The organism is Sphingobium phenoxybenzoativorans, from assembly GCF_001757355.1.
Lineage (GTDB): Bacteria > Pseudomonadota > Alphaproteobacteria > Sphingomonadales > Sphingomonadaceae > Sphingobium > Sphingobium phenoxybenzoativorans.
Map to the genome: position 1 here is coordinate 75,705 of NZ_MINO01000014.1, position 18,882 is coordinate 94,586.

The window sequence follows — 18,882 nt, forward strand, 5'->3', positions numbered from 1 at the left end:
GTCAGGCCGTCGCCGGCGTCAGAGGGTGGCGGCGGCGGGCGGGCAGTCCCGGCAGACGGCCAAGACCGGCGAGCAGGGCCAGCAGCGCGGCGGCGAGGGTGCAGAGTGCGCCGGCGGCTTCCTGCCAGATCATGACGCGCTCCACGCGATAGAGGCCAGGCTGCGCGGCAAAGGTAATGACGGGGCCGGTGGAGGGCACCTCCCGCCCGTCGCGCGTCACCCGCCAGATGGGGAAGGCGGCGCGATGCAGCGATACGCTGCCCGCCTGTTTCACCTCGATTTCAGGCCCTTTGGGCAAGTCGCGATATTGGCTAAGATTGGCGATGCGCCCCTCGCCGATCAGCGCGCGGTCGAACCCTACGGGCAGATATTCGGCCGCATCTGGCATCTGGCGCGCCATTTTCGCATAGTCGACCGGCCGGTCCATATTGGCGATCGCGACGCCGGTGACGTAGATATAGGGCGGGATCAGCAGCGCCGCCGCGATGCCGGCGCGGACGATGCTGGGATAATAGGTCATGAGCGCCGTCACCGCCGCAAACTCCACGATGCCAAGCAGCCGCCAGGGAAATTGCGCGCGGCCGAGCGGCGGGATGTCCCAGAGGAAGAAGATGAGATTAAGCGCCGCCATGCCGCCCGCGACCACGATCACCGCCCAGACCGAGCGCGTGGGCCAGGCAAGTATCGCCAGCGCAAGTGCTATACAGGGCATCAGGCCGGGGCTGAGCGTCCAGATCGTCCAGGCGGCGGGCTGATAGCCGGGAGTCCAGAGCATCTGGGACGAAATGGCGTCCTGCAGCGTCAGGGCGGGAACGAGGTAGAAACCGGCGAGCGCGATGGCGAGCGCGCCTGCCGAGGCGGCGGAGAGCAGGATGGCGCGATCCGGCCAGGCCCGCACGGCGACAAGCGGCGTGATCAGAAAGAAACCCGCCAGCATCGCCGTGGGCAGGTGGGTGATGAGCAGTCCGGCATAGGAGAGCGCAAGCAGCAACACGCCCCGCCGGTGCGGCAGGCGGTCAATGGCGAGGGCGATCAGCGGAATCCAGACGAAGGCGGCGAACTCCGCCAGCGCGCCGCGCACCCAAAAATCGAGCTGATGATAGGGGAGCAGCATATAGATGAGCGACCCCACCAGCGGGTGTGTCCCCCGGTGCGTCAGCCACAGGTGCATGGCGATGCCTGATGCCGCGAGCAGCAGGAATGCGCCCATATTGATCGCCTGAAGCGTGGACAGGCCAAGCGCATCGAGGCCACCCGTCAGCCAATAGGCGAGCGGGGGATAGAAGAAGAAGGCGGGGCTGCCCAAGCCTTCGAAACTGTCCGGCAGCCAGCGGGGGTAAAGATCGCCCTGCTGCATCGCCGCGCCGAACTGGCTGGTCCAGATATAGTTGAAGCTGACGGAATGGGTCGCGCCGGGACCGTAGAGGAAGCTGGGCAGCATCACGACAAGCGCGACAAGGGTCAGCAGGCCGTAATGAGGCCAGTGTCGAGGCCCGTAATGAGGAATCACCCCGCGGTTCATGCGCCTGTTTTTCCCCAGCCCCGGTAAATCTGCGAACAGGAGCCGGTTCATGTACGAAAATGGTGAATGGACCGTAAATTTCTGGCCGCTGGCGCGGCCGGAACCCCTTCGGCTTTTACCGGCTGTTAACCATTCTGACCGATAGATTACCCTTCATCCGGGACCTTTCCCGGTCAAGGACCCAAGGTACGCCGCATCATGCCGGAACGCACATCGCTGTCGATCGTGATTCCCGTGTTCAACGAACAGGATTCGATCTCCCTGTTCCTCGACCATGCGCGGCCGGCGGTTGCGGAGGCTCTGGCCCTGATGGGACCGGGCGCACGGGCAGAATATCTGTTCGTCGATGACGGCAGCACCGACCGGACGGGGGATATCCTTGCCGTGCTGGCGCGCCTCAATCCCGATGTCCGCCATGTCTCGCTATCGCGCAATTTCGGGAAGGAGGCGGCGCTGGCCGCCGGAATCGATCATGCGACCGGCGATGCGGTAATCCCCATCGATGTGGATTTGCAAGACCCGCCCGAAGTCATTGTCGCACTAGTCAAGGAATGGCTGGCGGGGGCGCAGGTCGTCAACGCGCGGCGCGCCGACCGGTCGAGCGATGGGTGGTTCAAGCGGTGGAGCGCCCATGCCTTCTACCGCGTCATCAACCGGCTTTCCGATTTTCCGATCCCCGAAAATGTCGGCGACTTCCGCTTGCTGGACCGGCAGGCGGTGGACGTCATCAAGCAATTGGGCGAGCAGTCGCGCTTTACCAAGGGGTTGTTCTCCTGGATCGGCTTTCGCGTGGCGACGGTCGATTATGAGCGGGCGACGCGCGGTGCTGGCCAGACCAAATGGCGGCTGCGCAAGCTGTGGGCGCTGGCGATCGACGGGATTACCTCCTCGACCACGATGCCGCTGCGCATCTGGTCCTATATTGGCGGCGCCATCGCCATGTGCGCCTTCGCCTATGCCTTTTTCCTGGTCGGGCTGACGATCTTCACCGGTAACAGCACGCCGGGTTACGCATCGATCATGGTGGTGACGTTGATGCTGGGCGGGCTGAACCTGCTGAGCCTTGGCATCATGGGGGAATATCTGGGCCGCGTGGCCCATGAGGTGAGAAGCAGGCCCATCTATGTGGTCGACCGCGAGATCGGTCAGGCCCCGGACGACGAGAGAGAGATAGAATGGATCGATCCGCGTATGCGAGCATGAGTGCGCAGGAGGCGGACCATTGGTGGTTCGTCGCCCGGCGCATGATCATCGATGAACTGATCCGCAGCCATGTGCCGCTCAAAGATGACGCGCGCGTGCTGGAGGCGGGATGCGGCACCGGCGGCAATCTGGCGCTGCTGGCGGGTCACGGGACGCTGGATGCGTTCGAATATGATGGCGAGGCGCGGGGATTGGCGCAGGCGCAGGCGGATGCGCTGGGCATCGGGACGATCGCGGCGGGCGCGCTGCCCGATGGCATCGGCTTTGGCGATACGCGCTATGACATGATCGCGCTGCTCGACGTGCTGGAGCATGTGGACGAGGATGCGGCGTCGCTGGGTGCGCTTGGCGGGCGATTGAAGGATGACGGGCGGCTGCTGGTGACGGTGCCCGCCGCGCCCTGGTTGTGGTCCGAGCATGACGAGCTGCATCATCACAAGCGGCGCTATACGCGCGCGGGGTTCTGCGCGGTGGCGGAGCAGGCTGGCTTGACCGTGCAGGCGGCGGGCTATTTCAACAGCCTGCTGTTCCCGGTGGCGGTGGTGCAGCGGATCGCGCACCAGGTGCTGAAATCCAAGACGGCGCTGGATGCGCGGCCATCACCGATGGTGAACGGCATCCTGCAGGCGATCTTCGCGGCGGAACGGCATGTGCTGGGCAAGGTGCCGTTTCCGGTTGGGTTGTCGCTGTACGCGGTGCTTTCCAGGTAGGTTTATTTCCGTTCGGGCTGAGCGAAGTCGAAGCCTTCTACTGAACGCAGTGAGGTGACTTCGCCTGCGGCTCAGTCGAACCCTTCGACTCCGCTCAGGGTGAACGGATTTAGTGACTGAAGTTCAGACTCAGCGCGCCTGCATCCATTTGCCGGGCCAGCATTTCTCCGGCTCGGTCGCGCTGGCGCGCGTCGGGTTTTCCGGGCGGAGCCATGTCGGCATGTCGGGCAGGGGGGCGAGGTAGGAGCCTTTCGGGAATTTCGCGAAGCTCTGGTCCCAGGCCTTGAAGAAAGTGCAGGCGCCGCGTGGTGACGGTTCGTTGATGAGCGCCCGGCGGATCTGAATGATGCCGGTCGCCGAACCCAGCAGCAATATGATCACCAGCCACAGCTTTGCAGGCGCCATGCCGGGCTGAAACAGGCGGTGGATGACTAGCAGCGCGAGGATGGTGAGGGCGGGGATGCTTGCGCGCATCATGAAGTCCAGCGACCAGCCGATCTGCACGAAGGGCATCAGGATCAGGCACGCGGCGACGACCAGCAGCAGGGCGATGTCGGCGCGCTGGCGGATGGCCCAGACCAGCACCGGCACGAGCAGGGGCAGAACCTCCACAGCCTCGAAGAAGGCGTAGCGTATCCAGGGGATGGGGTAGAAGCGGATGCCGACATCATCGCCCGCCGCCGCAAGATAGAGAAGGGTGGGGATGACCAGCAGGGTCGCCAGAGCGGGGACGGCGATGTCCGTGTGCGACAGGCGGCGAGCGGTCAGGTCCTGAAACGCTGCGAGGGCGGCGAAGGGCAGGCCGCCGAGTAGGCCGAAGGGCGACCAGAGCGCCGTCAGCGGCAGGAGCGCGAGAAATGCTCCCAGCGGGATGCGCCGGGCGCGCCAGAGCAGGAACAACAGCGCGGCGATCCAGCCCGCCAGCGCATGTTGCGGCACCCAGAAAGCGAGGGTGATGTTGGAGGAATATTGCAGGCCCGACCAGATTTCGATGCGGTCGTTGACGGTGCCCCAGATGCTATATTGGCCGACAATATCCGGGCCGCTGAAGAAAATGAGGATGAGGAGGGCGGCGGCTTTCTGCCAGCGGTGGGCGAAGAGCTGCGATCCGAGCGCCAGAAGGATCGAGAGCAGGGCGGCGTTCTGGAGGAGCAGGGCGATGTCGGCTGCCCGTGGCCCGGCCGCTTTCCAGGCAAGGGCGGGGACGAAGAACATGCCGATGGGCGCGCGCAACACGTCCGGGACGGCGCGGGCGGTGTAGACGAAAGGCCAGGGATTGACCGCCATGTCGCGCAGGACGGCGTCGCGCACCTGCCAGTCGATGTTGGAATAGAAGAAGCGGCCCTCACCGCCGAGGATGAGCAGCAGCAGCGCGACGGCGAAGCAGATCAGCAGCGCGCCGGGCGCCGGGCCTGTCTGTTCAGGGGCAGGCAGGCGCGCTGTCGTGCGGACCAGGCCCCAGACCAGCGCGCCAAGCAACAGCAGGCCGAGGGGATAGGCCCAGACGGGCATGACATTGAGGAAGCGCCACAGAAGAAGCTGGCTGAGGCCAAGCCATGTGGCGAGAATGCTGATCAGCCACCCCGTGGGGATATGACCCCGTGGGATAGCCGGGCGCGTCACCGGGGGGAAAGTCCCGCGGCGGCTGTCCTCAACCGGCCTTCTCCGCGAGGACGGTCAGGCCCTTTTCGTTCACTTCGGCGAAACCGCCGACGACGGGAATGCTCTCCGGCGCGGCGGTGGCGCTGGAAAAGACCTGAATCTCGCCGTCGCGGACGGTCGACATGAAGGGGGCATGCCCTTCAAGCACGCCGAAATCGCCCTCGCTGCCGGGGACGACGACCATATAGACGCTCTCCGAACGGACGAGCTTTTCCGGGGTCACGAGTTCGAAATGCAGTGCCATCAACAATCTCCTCCCTCCCTTTCAAGGGAGGGTTGACCAGAATCACGTGCCTCTGGTCAAGGGTGGGTGCCATTGCGATGCAATGGCTGGCGAAGCCAACTCAACGTAGGAGCAGGCTCGCTTCGCTCGCCACCCACCCCTCAATCCCCTCCCTTGAAAGGGAGGGGAGGCTCTAAAATTTACGCCGCTTCCGCAGCCAGCTTCTTGCCCTTCTCGACGGCTTCGTCGATGCCGCCGACCATGTAGAAGGCGGCTTCGGGCAGGTGGTCATATTCGCCGTCGACGACAGCCTTGAACGACTTCACCGTGTCCTCGATCTGGACGAACTTGCCGGGGATGCCGGTGAAGACTTCGGCGACGTGGAAGGGCTGCGACAGGAACTTCTGGATCTTGCGCGCGCGGGCGACGGTCAGCTTGTCCTCTTCGGACAGCTCGTCCATGCCCAGAATGGCGATGATGTCCTGCAGCGACTTATACTTCTGCAGGATCGCCTGGACGGCGCGGGCGGTCTCATAATGCTCCTGGCCGACGATGCGCGGCTCCAGAACGCGGCTGGTGGAGTCGAGCGGGTCGACCGCCGGGTAGATGCCGAGTTCGGAAATGGCGCGGTTCAGCGTGGTCGTCGCGTCCAAGTGCGCGAAGGAGGTGGCCGGCGCAGGGTCGGTCAAGTCGTCCGCGGGAACGTAGATCGCCTGAACCGAGGTGATCGACCCCTTGTTGGTCGAGGTGATGCGCTCCTGCAGCGCGCCCATGTCGGTCGACAGGGTCGGCTGATAGCCCACGGCCGAAGGAATACGGCCGAGCAGCGCCGACACTTCCGAACCCGCCTGGGTGAAGCGGAAGATGTTGTCGACGAAGAACAGCACGTCCTGGCCTTCCTGATCGCGGAAATATTCAGCGATGGTCAGACCCGACAGGGCGACGCGCGCGCGGGCGCCCGGCGGCTCGTTCATCTGGCCATAGACCAGGGCCACCTTGGAGCCTTCGGAAATGGCGTTGCCGTCGGCGTCCTTGGCGATAACGCCGGCGTCGAGGAATTCGTGATAGAGATCGTTGCCTTCACGCGTGCGCTCACCGACGCCCGCGAACACCGAGGTGCCGCCATGGCCCTTCGCGATGTTGTTGATCAGTTCCTGAATGAGCACGGTCTTGCCGACGCCCGCGCCGCCGAACAGACCGATCTTGCCGCCCTTTGCGTAAGGAGCGATCAGGTCGATGACCTTGATGCCGGTGACGAGAATGCCCGCCTCGGTCGACTGGTCGATGAATTCCGGGGCCTTGGCGTGGATCGGCGCCTTCAGGTCAGTCGCGATCGGGCCGCGCTCGTCGATCGGCTCGCCGACGACGTTGAGGATGCGGCCGAGCGTGGCGGGGCCGACCGGTACCGAGATCTGCGCGCCGGTGTCGGTGACTTCCTGGCCGCGGGTCAGACCGTCGGTCGAGTCCATCGCGATGGTGCGGACAGTGTTCTCGCCGAGGTGCTGGGCAACCTCAAGGACGAGGCGCTGGCCGTTGTTGCTGGTCTCCAGCGCCGAAAGAATGGCGGGGAGGGCGTCCGGGAAGGTCACGTCGACGACGGCGCCGATGACCTGCGAAATGTTGCCTACATTGTTGGTGCCGGCACTCTTGGTTCTTGCCATGACTAGTTTCCTTGCCTTCTTGTCTTTCGCGAAATTACAGCGCCTCTGCGCCCGCGATGATTTCGATCAGTTCGGTGGTGATCGCGGCCTGGCGGCTGCGGTTATACTGAATGGTGAGCTTGTTGATCAGCTCGCCCGCATTGCGCGTGGCGTTGTCCATCGCGCTCATCGACGCGCCCTGTTCCGACGCCTGGTTTTCCAGAAGCGCCTTGAAGAGCTGGATCGAGATGTTGCGGGGGAGGAGGTCGGCGAGGATGGTTTCCTCGTCCGGCTCATATTCCACCGCGGCGTTGCTGGGACCGGTATTGGCGGGAACGAGCACCGGGATAAGCTGCTGCTCGGTCGGGATCTGCGCCAGCGCCGACTTGAAGGTCGAGAAGAACAGGGTCGCGACGTCGAACTTGCCCGCGAAGAACAGGTCGCTGATTTCCTTGGCGATCGCCTGCGCCTCGGTGAAGCCGGGGGTGCGGACCTCGGTCGTGTCAAACTGGCCGATGATCTTGCCGGGGAAGGTGCGGTTGATGACCGCGCGGCCCTTGCGCCCGACGAGGTAGAACTGCACCGTCTTGCCGGCGGCGATCAGCTCGCGCGCCTTCTGGATGGCGGCCTTGACGATGTTGGCGTTGAACGCGCCGGCCAGGCCCTTGTCGCCATTGGCGACGACGAGAAGCTGGACATCGTCCTTGCCGGTGCCGGCGAGGATCTTCGGGCTGGATTCGCTGACCGTGACCTTCGAGGCGAGGGAGGCGACGACGCCCTCCAGCCGCTGGGCGTAGGGGCGGGCGGCTTCCGCCGCCGCCTGCGCCTTGCGCAGCTTCGCCGCGGCGACCATCTGCTTGGCCTTCGTAATCTTCTGGGTCGACTTGACCGAGGCGATACGACCCTTGAGTTCCTTCAGACTTGCCATTTATGCGTTCCGAGCCAGGGCCAGACGGCCCGCCAAACCAATGAATGCGACGCCAAGGGCGCCTTCGAACCAGCGCATCGCGCTGCTTTGCCCGACCTTGCGGCCGGCATGTGTCGCCAGAGCCGCCAGCGCAACGCACCAGACAAGCCCAAGGCCGTAAACGATCGCGATCAGCAGCACGCCATGCAGCGGCGCGTCCGGGCCAGTGCCAACGAACTGCGGCAGGGCGGCCAGGAAGAACACCGCGACCTTCGGATTGAGGACGGTGCTGATGAAGCCCTGACGGAAAGGCGCGCCGACCGGCATCACCTTCGCCTCACCGGTAGGCGCCGGACGGACAGCGCCGCGCAGCATCTGCACGCCCAGCCACAGCAGATAGATCGCACCGGCGATCTTCACCGTCATGAACAGGCCCGGCACCGCGTTCAGCACCGACAGGAAGCCGAAGCCGCAAAGCGCCATGTAGAGGAGACCGCCAAGCTGGATGCCGCCAATCGCCGCCAGACCCGCCTTGAACCCGCGCCGCGCCGCATGACCCGCCACCAGCATGGTGTCAGGCCCCGGAAGCAGCACCAGACCGATCGAAAGGATCGTCCAGGCAAGGAGGGACTGTTGGGTCAGCATCGTAACTTGGTTCGTTTTCTTTCCTCTTTCGTCATCCCGGACTTGATCCGGGACCCATTTCGCCTTCGGCAGGATAGCCGCCTGGTCGAGAGATGGGTCCCGGCTTTCGCCGGGATGACGGTATGGTGTTAGGCGTTACGCGAACGACTTCCCGAAGGTGTCGAGCGCGGCCTTCAGCTTTTCCTTGGGACCATCGCCCAGATCCTTGCTGTCGCGGATATCCTTCAGCAGGTCGGCATGGTCGTGACGCAGGAAGGAGAGCATCGCCTCCTCATAGCGGTTCACGTCCGACACAGCGATATTGTCCAGATAGCCGTTGGTGCCCGCGAAGATCGACGCGGTCTGCTCCTCGAAGGGCAGCGGCGAGAACTGGGGCTGCTTGAGCAGCTCGGTCAGGCGCGCGCCACGGTTCAGCAGCTTCTGCGTCGAGGCGTCGAGGTCCGAGCCGAACTGGGCGAAGGCGGCCATTTCGCGATACTGGGCCAGCTCCAGCTTAATCGAGCCGGACACCTTCTTCATCGCCTTGGTCTGCGCGGCGGAGCCGACGCGCGACACCGACAGACCCACGTTAATGGCCGGACGGATGCCCTGATAGAAGAGGTTGGTTTCGAGGAAGATCTGGCCATCCGTGATCGAAATCACGTTGGTCGGAATGTAGGCCGACACGTCGCCCGCCTGCGTTTCGATGATCGGCAGCGCGGTCAGCGAACCGGAGCCATTATCGCTGTTCATCTTCGCAGCGCGCTCAAGCAGGCGGCTGTGGAGATAGAACACGTCGCCCGGATAGGCTTCGCGGCCCGGAGGACGGCGCAGCAGCAGGGACATCTGGCGATAGGCGACGGCCTGCTTCGACAGATCGTCATAAACGATCAGGGCGTGCATGCCGTTGTCGCGGAAATATTCGCCCATGGTGACGCCGGTATAGGGCGCGAGATACTGGAGCGGAGCGGGTTCCGAAGCGGTCGCGGCGACGACGATGGAATATTCCATTGCGCCATTTTCTTCGAGCTGCTTCACGATCTGTGCGACGGTCGAGCGCTTCTGGCCGATGGCGACATAGATGCAGTAGAGCTTCTTGCCCTCATCCTTGCCCGCATTGACGCCCTTCTGGTTGATGAAGGTGTCGATGGCGACGGCGGTCTTGCCGGTCTGGCGGTCGCCGATGATCAGTTCGCGCTGGCCACGGCCGACGGGCACGAGGGCGTCGATCGCCTTCAGGCCGGTCTGGACAGGCTCATGAACCGAAGTGCGCGGGATGATGCCGGGCGCTTTCTTCTCGACGCGCATGCGGGCTTCCGAAACGATCGGGCCCTTGCCGTCGATCGGGTTGCCGAGGCCGTCAACGACGCGGCCGAGCAGACCCTTGCCGACGGGAACGTCGACGATGGTGCCGGTGCGCTTGACGGTGTCGCCTTCCTTGATCTCGCTGTCCGAGCCGAAGATCACGACGCCGACATTGTCAGCCTCCAGGTTCAGGGCCATGCCCTGCACGCCATTGGCGAACTCGACCATTTCACCGGCCTGGACATTGTCGAGGCCGTGGATGCGGGCGATGCCGTCACCGACGGAGAGCACGGTGCCAACCTCGGAGACCTGCGCCTCCGTGCCGAAGCTGGCGATCTGGTCCTTGATGACCTTCGAAATTTCTGCGGCGTTGATATCCATGTTCAGCCTTTCATCGCCATTGCTAGCGTGTTCAATCGGGTACGGATGGAGCTGTCGATCATCTGGCTGCCGATCTTGACGACCAGCCCGCCGAGAATTGCAGGATCGACTTTCGCATCAACAGCAACATCGCGGCCGACGCGCGCCCTCAGGCTCTTCTGAAGGGCGGTGATCTGAGTCTTTGTCAGGGCGTGGGCGGAAGTGACTTCCGCGCGGGCCTCGCCCTTGTGATTCGAAAGCAGCGTCTCATAGGCGCGGATTACCGCGGGAAGCTGCGAGAGGCGGCGGTTCTGGGCGAGGACGCCGAGGAATTTCGCCGTAAGCTGATCAATACCCATCGATGAAGCGACAGCGGCGACCGCCTGGGTCGCGGCTTTACGGCCGATCAGAGGATTGTTGATCAATGCCTTGAAATCGAGCGCTTGCGTCAGCGCCGCCTTCAGCGCGCCGAGGCTGTCGCCAACCGAGTCGAGGCTCTTGCCGTCGCGGGCCAGCTCGAACAGCGCCAGCGCATAGCGCCCGCTGAGGCTTGCCTGAATACCGCCGGAATTCTCCACGCGCTTACCGTCCTCCCACCTGATGTGCCGGTCATGCAAAGAAAGGGAGGCGGTAGCCCGTCCCCCTGTTGTGCGGGCCGGTTAGCAGGGGGGAGGCGGGGATGCAATACGCCTATGGACCATATGTGACAGGGAAGCGGGCGATAGCAAAATGGGACAGTGACTCCGCCGGGACTCCGCCTCCACTCCGCCGGCCGGAGCGGCGCGGATCAATGACGGGCGATGCCCGGTCCCACGGCCGTCATGCGGGCGGAACAGGCGGCGCCCTTGTCCGCCGTTAACCTTTTCATGACAGAAAAATGACTGATTTATGACAGTTTTCCGGGGTTTTCCGAATGCGGAAAGCGGCATTCCGTTAACGATATTTTCAAGGGCAGATGAGACACGGGCCGCAGCGGGCGAGAAGTTCCGCACCACAAAGGGTCTTTGCGTGCGCATTCGGAACATTCTGAAAACTTTCGTGAATCGACGGGTGCGTACGGACGGGTCGCTGATCCGGCATGCGCGGGTTGCCGTAATCGGAATGTCGGTTGCGCTGCTGATCCTTTCGCTGTTCGTCCTGGCGGTCGCTTCCATTAACCAACTGGGCGTCGCGCGGCTGGTCGACCACCGGTTCGGCCCGCTGAGCGACCTGCAGACAGTGACCAGCAGCTATGAGCAGGCGCTGGGCATCGCCAACAAGGTGCAGAGCGGGAATATGACGCCCGAAGGCGGCGCGAGCGCGCTGTCGTCCCTGCAGGACAGAATCGCGCGGGCCTGGTCCGCGCTGGACGGGGAAGTGCCGGAGCAGGCGGGCGGCATCGTCTGGAGCGAATTGCTGCAGGAACGGGAATCGGCGGACAAGGGCATGTCGCAATTGCGCATGCTGCTGGAGCGGAACGATCGCGACGGGCTGGATTTCTTCCTGTCGGGCACCTTCTACACCCATGTAGATCCGCTGCTTACGGCGTCGGGCGATTATATGGAGGGGCTGCGCGGCATGGCGCTGTCCGAACGGCGCACGCTGTCCGCCATAGCGACCGTCACGCAGGCGCTGTTCAGCGGCGTCGTCGTCCTAGGAATCGCTATTGGCTGGTATGTGCTGCGGCTGGCGAACCGCAAGATCATCATTCCCCTGTCCGACATCGCATCCTTCACAGCCGCAACCGGCCTGGAGGACGAAGTGCCGCATCAGGACCGGAGCGACGAAATCGGCGATATCGCGCGGGCGATCGCGCTGGCCGGGCAACGCGCGCAGGAAGGCAGGCGGCTGAGAGAGCAGAAGCGGGCGGCGGAGGCGGCGTTGACCTCCCGCGAGCAGGCCGCAGCCGAGGCGGCGCAGCGGCGCGCGGAGTCGCTGGACCAGATATTCGGCCGGTCCGACGCCGAGCTGCGCGACCTGGCGGGGGGCCTTGCGGCGGCGGCGCAATCGATGCGCAACATGGCGGTGGGGATGGAGCTGATTTCCGGCACGTCGCAGGACATGGCGACGGCCGCGAGCCGGGACGTCGATGATATCGCGGCGACGATGACCCAGATCGAGGACGCAAGCACCGCGCTGACCGGCATGATGGGCGAGGTGGAGAAAACCATCGCCTCGACCCGTGAGCAGGCGGCGAGCGTTCATATCCGCAGCCAGGACAACCGGACGCACGCCAATGCCCTGCGGCAATTGGTGCAGGGCATATCCGGCATGCTGGACCAGATCAGCGGCATTGCCCAGCAGACCGACATGCTGGCGCTGAACGCCGCAATCGAGGCAAGCCGCGCGGGGGCGGCGGGGCGGGGATTCGGCGTGGTGGCGCAGGAGATCAAGCAGCTTGCGTCGCAGACCCAGGCGGCGGCGCGCGAGATTGGCGAGCAACTAGGCCGGATCGCGGACACGAGCGACGCGGTGCTGGGCAGCGTCTCGCTGGTCGAGCAGATGGCGGCGGGCGTCAGCCGCAATTCTGACCGCATTGTCGAGGCGGTGACCAGCCAGGGCAATTCGAGCCGGGAAATCGCGATCGCCGTCGCCCATGTCAGGGGCGGCGCGCGCAGCACGGCCAATGGGGTCAGCGAATTGCGCGACAGCGCGAGCGATGTCCGCCAGTCGGCGAAGGGCCTGCTGGAAACCGCCGACGCCATTGCGGGGAAGGCCGAGCGGCTGCGCAATGCGTTCGGACGGCTGGCGGAGGATGTCAGGACGGCGGCTTAGCATCAATCTGTTATGACGGAGTCGCGCTCCTGCCCAGCTTAGACCTCTGGACTGGACTCCTGCTTTCGCAGGAGCACTCGATATCCGAATGGGGTGCGCCAGCCTAGACTACGGCTTCGCGGCGGACTGCGGGGCGCCCTTCTGGCAGTGATAGACCAGACGCTCATTGGGTTGGGGCGGCAGGATGGCGCGCAGGTCGTCCTGCATGCGCTTGATTTTCTCAATGGCCTGCGGATCGGTGGAGCACTGGCCCGAATCCGACTTGGCCCTTACCTCCCGCGCGCGTTCCAGCGTTTCGGCGTCGGCGAGATAGCGTTCCGACCGGTAAGTGCCGGTCTGCGGATCGAAACTGTTGACGGACAGAACCGCCTGTTCGGCCGGGGCGAGGATGCGGCTCCAGATTTCCCCCGCAGGACCGCGCGTGGGGATGAACTGCGTCTTGCCGTTGACGCAGCCGCCCGCCGCCCAGTTGATCGCCACATCATTCATATCCGACACGGTGATGCGGCTGCGCGCGGTGTCGATGAGGCAGATATTGTCGCCAAGCGGCGCATATGTGGATGCGCTGGTCACCTGCCCATCGTCCGGCATCACGACGCGCTCGTCGATGCTGGAGAAGCTTGGCCGGAGCAGGAAGGTGAGGAGCGCGCCGAGGAGCAGCGCGCCGCCGCCAATGCCGAACCACATCGCCGGCTTCCGCTTGCCCTGATTATAGTTGAGGCCCGCGGCGCCGATGCCGAGCACGGCCAAGGCGAGGAGGACGGCGGCGATCGCCATCGCATTCTCACGCCCCGAAATCACCTGTTGTTCCGCCGACTCGCGCGCCTTCGCCATGGCTGCGTCATGGGCTTCGTCGCGCGCTCGGGCGGCGGCGTCCTTCTGCGCCGTTTCCTCCGCAGTGCGGCGGGCGTCCTCATCCGTGATCTGGGCGATCGACTTGCATTCGGCCGTGGTGCGCAGGAACTGGACGCCCGCCTGGCGGAGAAAATTGGCGATCTCCCGGTTCGACACGGCAAAGCCGAATTCCGCATCATTGCCGCCATCGGACACCGAGCCGAAACTGTTGACGCCCAGCACCCGGCCGCAATCATCGACCAACGGGCCGCCGCTGTTCCCCGCCGCGAGCGGGGCAGTGTGCAGGATGGTGTCGTAACCCTTGCTGCTGCGGCCGGACGAGATGTTGCCGCTGGTCTTTACCGGGATCAGCGGCTGGACCATCTGCTGGAGGTCGAGGCCCTGCGCGCGGTCCACGGTGCCGGGATAGCCGATGGCCGTGACATGCTGGCCGTCCTGCGGCGCCCCGGCATAGAAGGTGCTGACGGGCAAAGCCCCCTCGTCAAGCTGGATCAGGGCAAGGTCATTGCCGGGCGAAAAAGCGACGATCTTGCCGCCATAGCTTTTCTTGCCCTCCGACGGGACCACGCCGATCACGAGGTTTCTTTCCTCGCGGACCAGCTCCACCACATGGGCGTTGGTCAATATCTTGTCCGGCGCGACCGCAAAGCCGGTGCCGTGGCCGACAAAATAGGACTGGTTGCCGTCCGTCGCGACGATCGCCACCCGGACGACCCCGCGCGCGGCGGCGGTCAGGTCCTGCTGATCGGCGCGCGCAACGGAAGCGAAGCCGGCAAGGCACAGAATCAGGGCGAGGCGGCGGATCAGAGTCATTACGCGCGCACTACATATGGGCTGCGGGACGCTTGTAAACGGGAAACCATTTCCTCCCTCCCTTTCACGGGAAAGAGGGAGTTTAGAAGGTTTGAGCGCAAGGGGCGGGAAGCCTTCTCGTCGCGGCGCGGGCAGGGTAGACGCATGAACCAGATGACTCACCCCAAAGCCCCTCCAGCGGCGATCGACGCCGATGCCGCATGGGCCGCCTTTTCCAGCCGGGACCGCGATCAGGACGGCCGTTTTGTGGGCGCGGTGCTCACGACCGGCATCTATTGCAAGCCAAGTTGCCCTGCGCGGCATCCGAAGCGGGAGAATGTCCTGTTCTTTCCCGACGCCGCCGCCGCGCGGCATGCGGGCTTTCGCGCATGTCTGCGCTGCCGCCCCGACGAGGTGGGGCGGGACAGGCTGGCGGTGGAGAAGGCGCTGGCGTTGATCGCGGCGGCAGAGGAGCCTTTGCCGCTGGAAGCGCTGGCGGAGGCGGTGGGCTATGCGCCGCATCATTTTCACCGGCTGTTCAAGCGTGATACGGGCGTCACCCCGGCCGCCTATGCGCGGAAGCTGCGCGCCGACCGGCTGGAGACGGCGCTGTCCGAAGGGGGGAGCGTGACCGAGGCGATCTATGATGCGGGCTATAATGCGCCGAGCCGCGCCTATGCGGACGCGGGCAGGCGGCTGGGCATGACGCCGAGCGCCTGGAAGAATGGCGGGCAGGGCGTGACGATCCGCTACACCGTCGCCGACAGCAGCCTTGGCCCCATGCTGATCGCCGCGACGGACAGGGGATTGTGCCGGATCAGTTTCGACGAGGATGAGACGGAACTGGAACGGCGTTTCCCGAATGCGGATATTCTGCCGGCGGACAAGAATTTCGCCGATCTGGCGGAGGAAGTGGTGGCGCTGGCCGATCACCCGGCGCGGCGGATGAACCTGCCGGTAGACGTACAGGGCACAGCGTTCCAGCAGGCGGTGTGGGACGCATTGCGCGCGATTCCGCCAGGCCAGACCCGCACATATAAGCAGGTGGCGGAGAGCATCGGCAAGCCGGGCGCGGTGCGGGCGACGGGAACGGCCTGTGGCGACAATGTGCTGGCGGTGCTGGTGCCGTGCCACCGCGTATTGCGCAGCGATGGCGGGATCGGCGGTTACGCCTATGGGCTGGAACGCAAGGAAAAGTTGCTGGAGCGCGAGCGAAGCGCATAAGAGGAGGCAGCTTTCAGCGCTACAAAAAATACATTCATGATTGTCTTTTATAGGAGGCTGTGCGAGCCTCGCCCTGACCCCTCCACAAGATCTGGGGCAAGAGAGGATGGCCAATGACCATAGAGGAAATCCAGTTCGATCCTTCGCCTGCGCGGCTCGCCGATCTGCGGCAGCGGGTCGCCAACGCGCATCTGCCCCATGATTTTGCGAATGCCGACTGGTCCTATGGGATGAATGGCGACGTGCTGCGCGACCTGCTGGATTACTGGCGGGACGGATATGACTGGGACGGGCAACAGCGGGCCATCAACAGCTTCAAGCATCACCGGGTGACGATAGACGATGTGCCGGTGCATTTCATCCGGGAGCCGGGACGCGGCCCCGCGCCGATGCCGATCATCCTGTCGCATGGATGGCCATGGAGCTTCTGGGATCTCCACCGGGTGATACGGCCGCTGGCGGACCCGGCCGCTTTCGGCGGCGATCCGGCCGATGCGTTCGAGGTCATCGTGCCGTCGATGCCGGGCTTTGGCCTTTCCACGCCGCTGACCAGGACGGGCATCAACTTCTGGTCGACCGCAGACCTGTGGCACAAGCTGATGACGCAGGCGCTCGGCTTCCCCCGTTATGCGGCGCAAGGCGGCGACTGGGGCGCGCTGACGACCATGCAGCTCGGCCATAAATATGCGGGCGAGCTGCACGGCGTCCATATCTCCACGATCGCGCCGCTGACATTGTTCAACCATGAGCGGCCATGGGATGTCACCGCCGGCAATCTGGCGCCCAAGGACCTGCCGGAAAGCGAGCGGCGGGCGTTTCTGGACTGGCAGGCGCGCATCGCGGCGCATGTGTGCGTTCAGGTGCTCGACCCGCAGACGCTGGCCTATGCGCTGCATGACTCGCCGGTGGGCCTGCTGGCCTGGCTCGTCGAGCGGCGGCATAGCTGGGGCGATTGCAGGGAAGGACTTTATGCGGCTTTCGACCGGGATTTCCTGATCACGACGGCCATGATCTACTGGCTGACGGACAGCTTCGTGACCTCCGCGCGCTTCTATGCGGAGGCCGCCCGCAACCCCTGGCAACCGTCCCACACCCTGTCGCCCATGGTGCAGGCCCCGACTGGCATCAGCCATTTCACCCATGACGGCACCACGGGGCTTGGCAAGGGTTCGGGCGGGCTGTTCAATCTGACCTTCGAGCGCCGCCATGACCGGGGCGGACATTTCGCGCCGATCGAGGTGCCGGACATAATCATCGAGGATGTCCGGGCGATGTTCCGGCCCATGCGCCAGTCCTGGAGAATCATGTCCCCGCCAAGCAGGTTCTAGACAAAACTGTAGGGGTCGACGTCCACGGCGACGCGGGTGCCGGATTTCCAGACGACATTGCCCAGCCATTCGCGGATCGCCGCCTGCACGTCGAGCTGGCGGGTGGCGTGGACGAGGAGGCGGTGGCGGTGGCGGCCGCGCAGGACGGAGAGCGGGGCGGGCGCGGGGCCGTATACGCTCATGCCGTCGATCTGCGGCGCGCTCTTGCCGATGAGGCGCGCGGTTTCTGCCGCCTCGCGCGAATCCTCGCTGGATATGATGATGGCGGCGAAGCGGCCGAAGGGCGGGGCATTGGCGCGGCGGCGGCTTTCGGTCTCAGCGGCGTAGAAGCGCTCCGAATCGCCCGCGATCAGCGCCTTGATGACGCCAGCCTCCATCATCCGCGTCTGGAGAAATACGCGGCCGGGCTTTTCCCCGCGTCCGGCGCGGCCGGAGACCTGCACGATCTGCTGGAACGTGCGTTCGGAAGCGCGCAGGTCGCCGCCCTCCAGCCCCAGATCCGCGTCGATTACGCCGACGAGGGTGAGGTTGGGGAAGTGATAGCCCTTCGTCACAAGCTGCGTGCCGACGATGATGTCGATGTCGCCGCCCTCGACGCTTTTCACAAACTCGGCCGCCTTGGCCGGGGACCAGAGCGTGTCCGATGTTACGATGGCGGTGCGGGCGGTGGGCCAGCGGGCGGCGACCTCATCGGCGATACGCTCGACACCGGGGCCGCAGGCGACGAGACTGTCCTCCTCCCGGCATTCGGGGCAGACCTTTGGCGTTGGCAGGACATGGCCGCAATGGTGGCAGGCGAGGCGGCTGGTGAGGCGGTGCTCGACCATCCAGGCAGTGCAGTTGGGGCATTGGAAGCGATGCCCGCAATGGCGGCACAGGGTGAGCGGGGCATAGCCGCGGCGGTTGAGAAAGAGGAGAGCCTGCTCCCCCTTTTCAAGCACTTCGTCGATGGCCTTCACAAGCGGCGGCGCTATCCAGCGGCCGCGCTCCGGCGGATCGGACAGCAGGTCCAGGCCAACAATCTCCGGCATTTCCGCGCCGCCATAACGACCGGGCAGCTTGATCTCCGTATAGCGGCCGATCTCCACCTGATGCCGGGTTTCGATGGCGGGCGTGGCGGAGGCGAGGATGACCGGGCATCCTTCCTGAAGTCCGCGCATCACCGCCACGTCGCGGGCGTGATAATGGACGCCATCTTCCTGCTTGAAGCTGGTCTCATGCGCCTCATCGACGACGATCAGGCCGAGGGCCGCATAGGGCAGGAACAGTGCGGAGCGGGCGCCGACGACGACCTTCGCCTGGCCCGACGAAATGGCGCGCCATGCGCGGCGGCGCTCCGACTGGCGCAGGCCGCTGTGCCAGCTAACGGGGACGGTGCCGAAGCGTTTCTCGAACCGTTCCAGAAAAGGTTCGGTGAGGGCGATTTCGGGGAGCAGGACAAGCACCTGCCGCCCGCCGCGGATGGCGCTGGCGATCGCCTCGAAATAGACTTCCGTTTTGCCGGAGCCGGTGACGCCGTCGAGCAGGAAAGGCTCGAATGTCTGGGCATCGACGGCGGCGACGAAGCGGGCGGCGGCGGCGAATTGTTCCTCGCTGAGCGCGGGCGGGGCGAAGTCCGGATCGGGATCGGGGAAGGGGGTGTCGGTGGAGACCTCGACAGCCTCGAACGCGCCGGATTTGACGAGGCCCCGGATCACGGCGTCGGACACGCCGCCGATCAGCGCCAGTTCGCGCACCAGCCCCTGCCGCCCGCCGATGCGTTCGAGCGCCTGG

15 protein-coding genes are annotated in these 18,882 nt (G+C 65.0%); 5 read left to right on the forward strand and 10 right to left on the reverse strand.

What is annotated here, in order from left to right; translation table 11 throughout:
* Position 1: 1 nt before the first annotated feature.
* Positions 2–1,522, reverse strand: coding sequence for a putative glycosyltransferase family protein (locus tag BHQ40_RS09875; protein ID WP_070155376.1), 1,521 nt, complete (start codon positions 1,520–1,522; stop codon positions 2–4).
* A 198-nt stretch (positions 1,523–1,720) separates the two neighbouring features.
* On the opposite strand from BHQ40_RS09875, the gene BHQ40_RS09880 reads away from it, so the two are divergent.
* Both BHQ40_RS09880 and BHQ40_RS09885 read left to right on the forward strand, forming a co-directional pair.
* Positions 1,721–2,725, forward strand: a complete 1,005-nt coding sequence (locus BHQ40_RS09880; RefSeq protein WP_070155378.1) for a glycosyltransferase family 2 protein — start codon at positions 1,721–1,723, stop codon at positions 2,723–2,725.
* A complete protein-coding gene (locus BHQ40_RS09885) occupies positions 2,698–3,435 on the forward strand; it encodes a class I SAM-dependent methyltransferase (RefSeq protein ID WP_070155380.1) in 738 nt (245 codons plus the stop codon). The genes BHQ40_RS09880 and BHQ40_RS09885 overlap by 28 nt, the downstream gene beginning before the upstream one ends.
* Positions 3,436–3,564: 129 nt before the next feature.
* Here BHQ40_RS09885 and BHQ40_RS09890 read toward each other — a convergent pair whose 3' ends face one another.
* From BHQ40_RS09890 to BHQ40_RS09920, 7 genes are all read right to left on the reverse strand, one after another.
* Entirely contained in the window at positions 3,565–5,058 is a 1,494-nt protein-coding gene (locus BHQ40_RS09890) for a hypothetical protein (protein WP_070155383.1), read from the reverse strand.
* Between the two features lie 28 nt (positions 5,059–5,086).
* On the reverse strand, positions 5,087–5,341 hold the full coding sequence (locus BHQ40_RS09895; protein ID WP_070155385.1) for an ATP synthase F1 subunit epsilon: 255 nt from the start codon (positions 5,339–5,341) through the stop codon (positions 5,087–5,089).
* A gap of 179 nt (positions 5,342–5,520) precedes the next feature.
* Complete coding sequence (atpD, locus tag BHQ40_RS09900) at positions 5,521–6,981, reverse strand: F0F1 ATP synthase subunit beta (RefSeq protein WP_070155387.1); 1,461 nt, start codon at positions 6,979–6,981, stop codon at positions 5,521–5,523.
* Between the two features lie 34 nt (positions 6,982–7,015).
* Positions 7,016–7,888, reverse strand: a complete 873-nt coding sequence (locus BHQ40_RS09905; RefSeq protein ID WP_070155389.1) for a F0F1 ATP synthase subunit gamma — start codon at positions 7,886–7,888, stop codon at positions 7,016–7,018.
* A complete protein-coding gene (locus tag BHQ40_RS09910) occupies positions 7,889–8,512 on the reverse strand; it encodes a LysE family translocator (RefSeq protein ID WP_070155391.1) in 624 nt (207 codons plus the stop codon).
* Positions 8,513–8,647: 135 nt separating this feature from the next.
* On the reverse strand, positions 8,648–10,177 hold the full coding sequence (gene atpA, locus BHQ40_RS09915) for a F0F1 ATP synthase subunit alpha (protein ID WP_070155393.1): 1,530 nt from the start codon (positions 10,175–10,177) through the stop codon (positions 8,648–8,650).
* Positions 10,178–10,179: 2 nt separating this feature from the next.
* Complete coding sequence (locus tag BHQ40_RS09920; RefSeq protein ID WP_070155395.1) at positions 10,180–10,734, reverse strand: F0F1 ATP synthase subunit delta; 555 nt, start codon at positions 10,732–10,734, stop codon at positions 10,180–10,182.
* A 430-nt stretch (positions 10,735–11,164) separates the two neighbouring features.
* On the opposite strand from BHQ40_RS09920, the gene BHQ40_RS09925 reads away from it, so the two are divergent.
* The gene (locus BHQ40_RS09925; RefSeq protein WP_171905817.1) at positions 11,165–12,910 is read left to right on the forward strand and encodes a methyl-accepting chemotaxis protein; all 1,746 of its coding nucleotides are present in this window, start codon (positions 11,165–11,167) and stop codon (positions 12,908–12,910) included.
* Between the two features lie 108 nt (positions 12,911–13,018).
* Here the strand turns inward: BHQ40_RS09925 and BHQ40_RS09930 are convergent, their stop codons facing one another.
* On the reverse strand, positions 13,019–14,578 hold the full coding sequence (locus BHQ40_RS09930; protein ID WP_070155400.1) for a S1C family serine protease: 1,560 nt from the start codon (positions 14,576–14,578) through the stop codon (positions 13,019–13,021).
* 144 nt (positions 14,579–14,722) lie between these two features.
* On the opposite strand from BHQ40_RS09930, the gene ada reads away from it, so the two are divergent.
* Positions 14,723–15,781: a bifunctional DNA-binding transcriptional regulator/O6-methylguanine-DNA methyltransferase Ada gene (ada, locus tag BHQ40_RS09935; RefSeq protein WP_070155402.1), complete on the forward strand. Its 1,059-nt coding sequence runs from the start codon at positions 14,723–14,725 to the stop codon at positions 15,779–15,781.
* Between the two features lie 113 nt (positions 15,782–15,894).
* Complete coding sequence (locus tag BHQ40_RS09940; RefSeq protein ID WP_070155404.1) at positions 15,895–17,109, forward strand: epoxide hydrolase family protein; 1,215 nt, start codon at positions 15,895–15,897, stop codon at positions 17,107–17,109.
* On the opposite strand, the gene BHQ40_RS09945 is transcribed toward BHQ40_RS09940, so the two are convergent.
* Positions 17,106–18,882 (reverse strand): primosomal protein N' (locus BHQ40_RS09945; protein WP_070155407.1); only part of this gene is annotated, 1,777 nt, incomplete at its 5' end. The genes BHQ40_RS09940 and BHQ40_RS09945 overlap by 4 nt on opposite strands.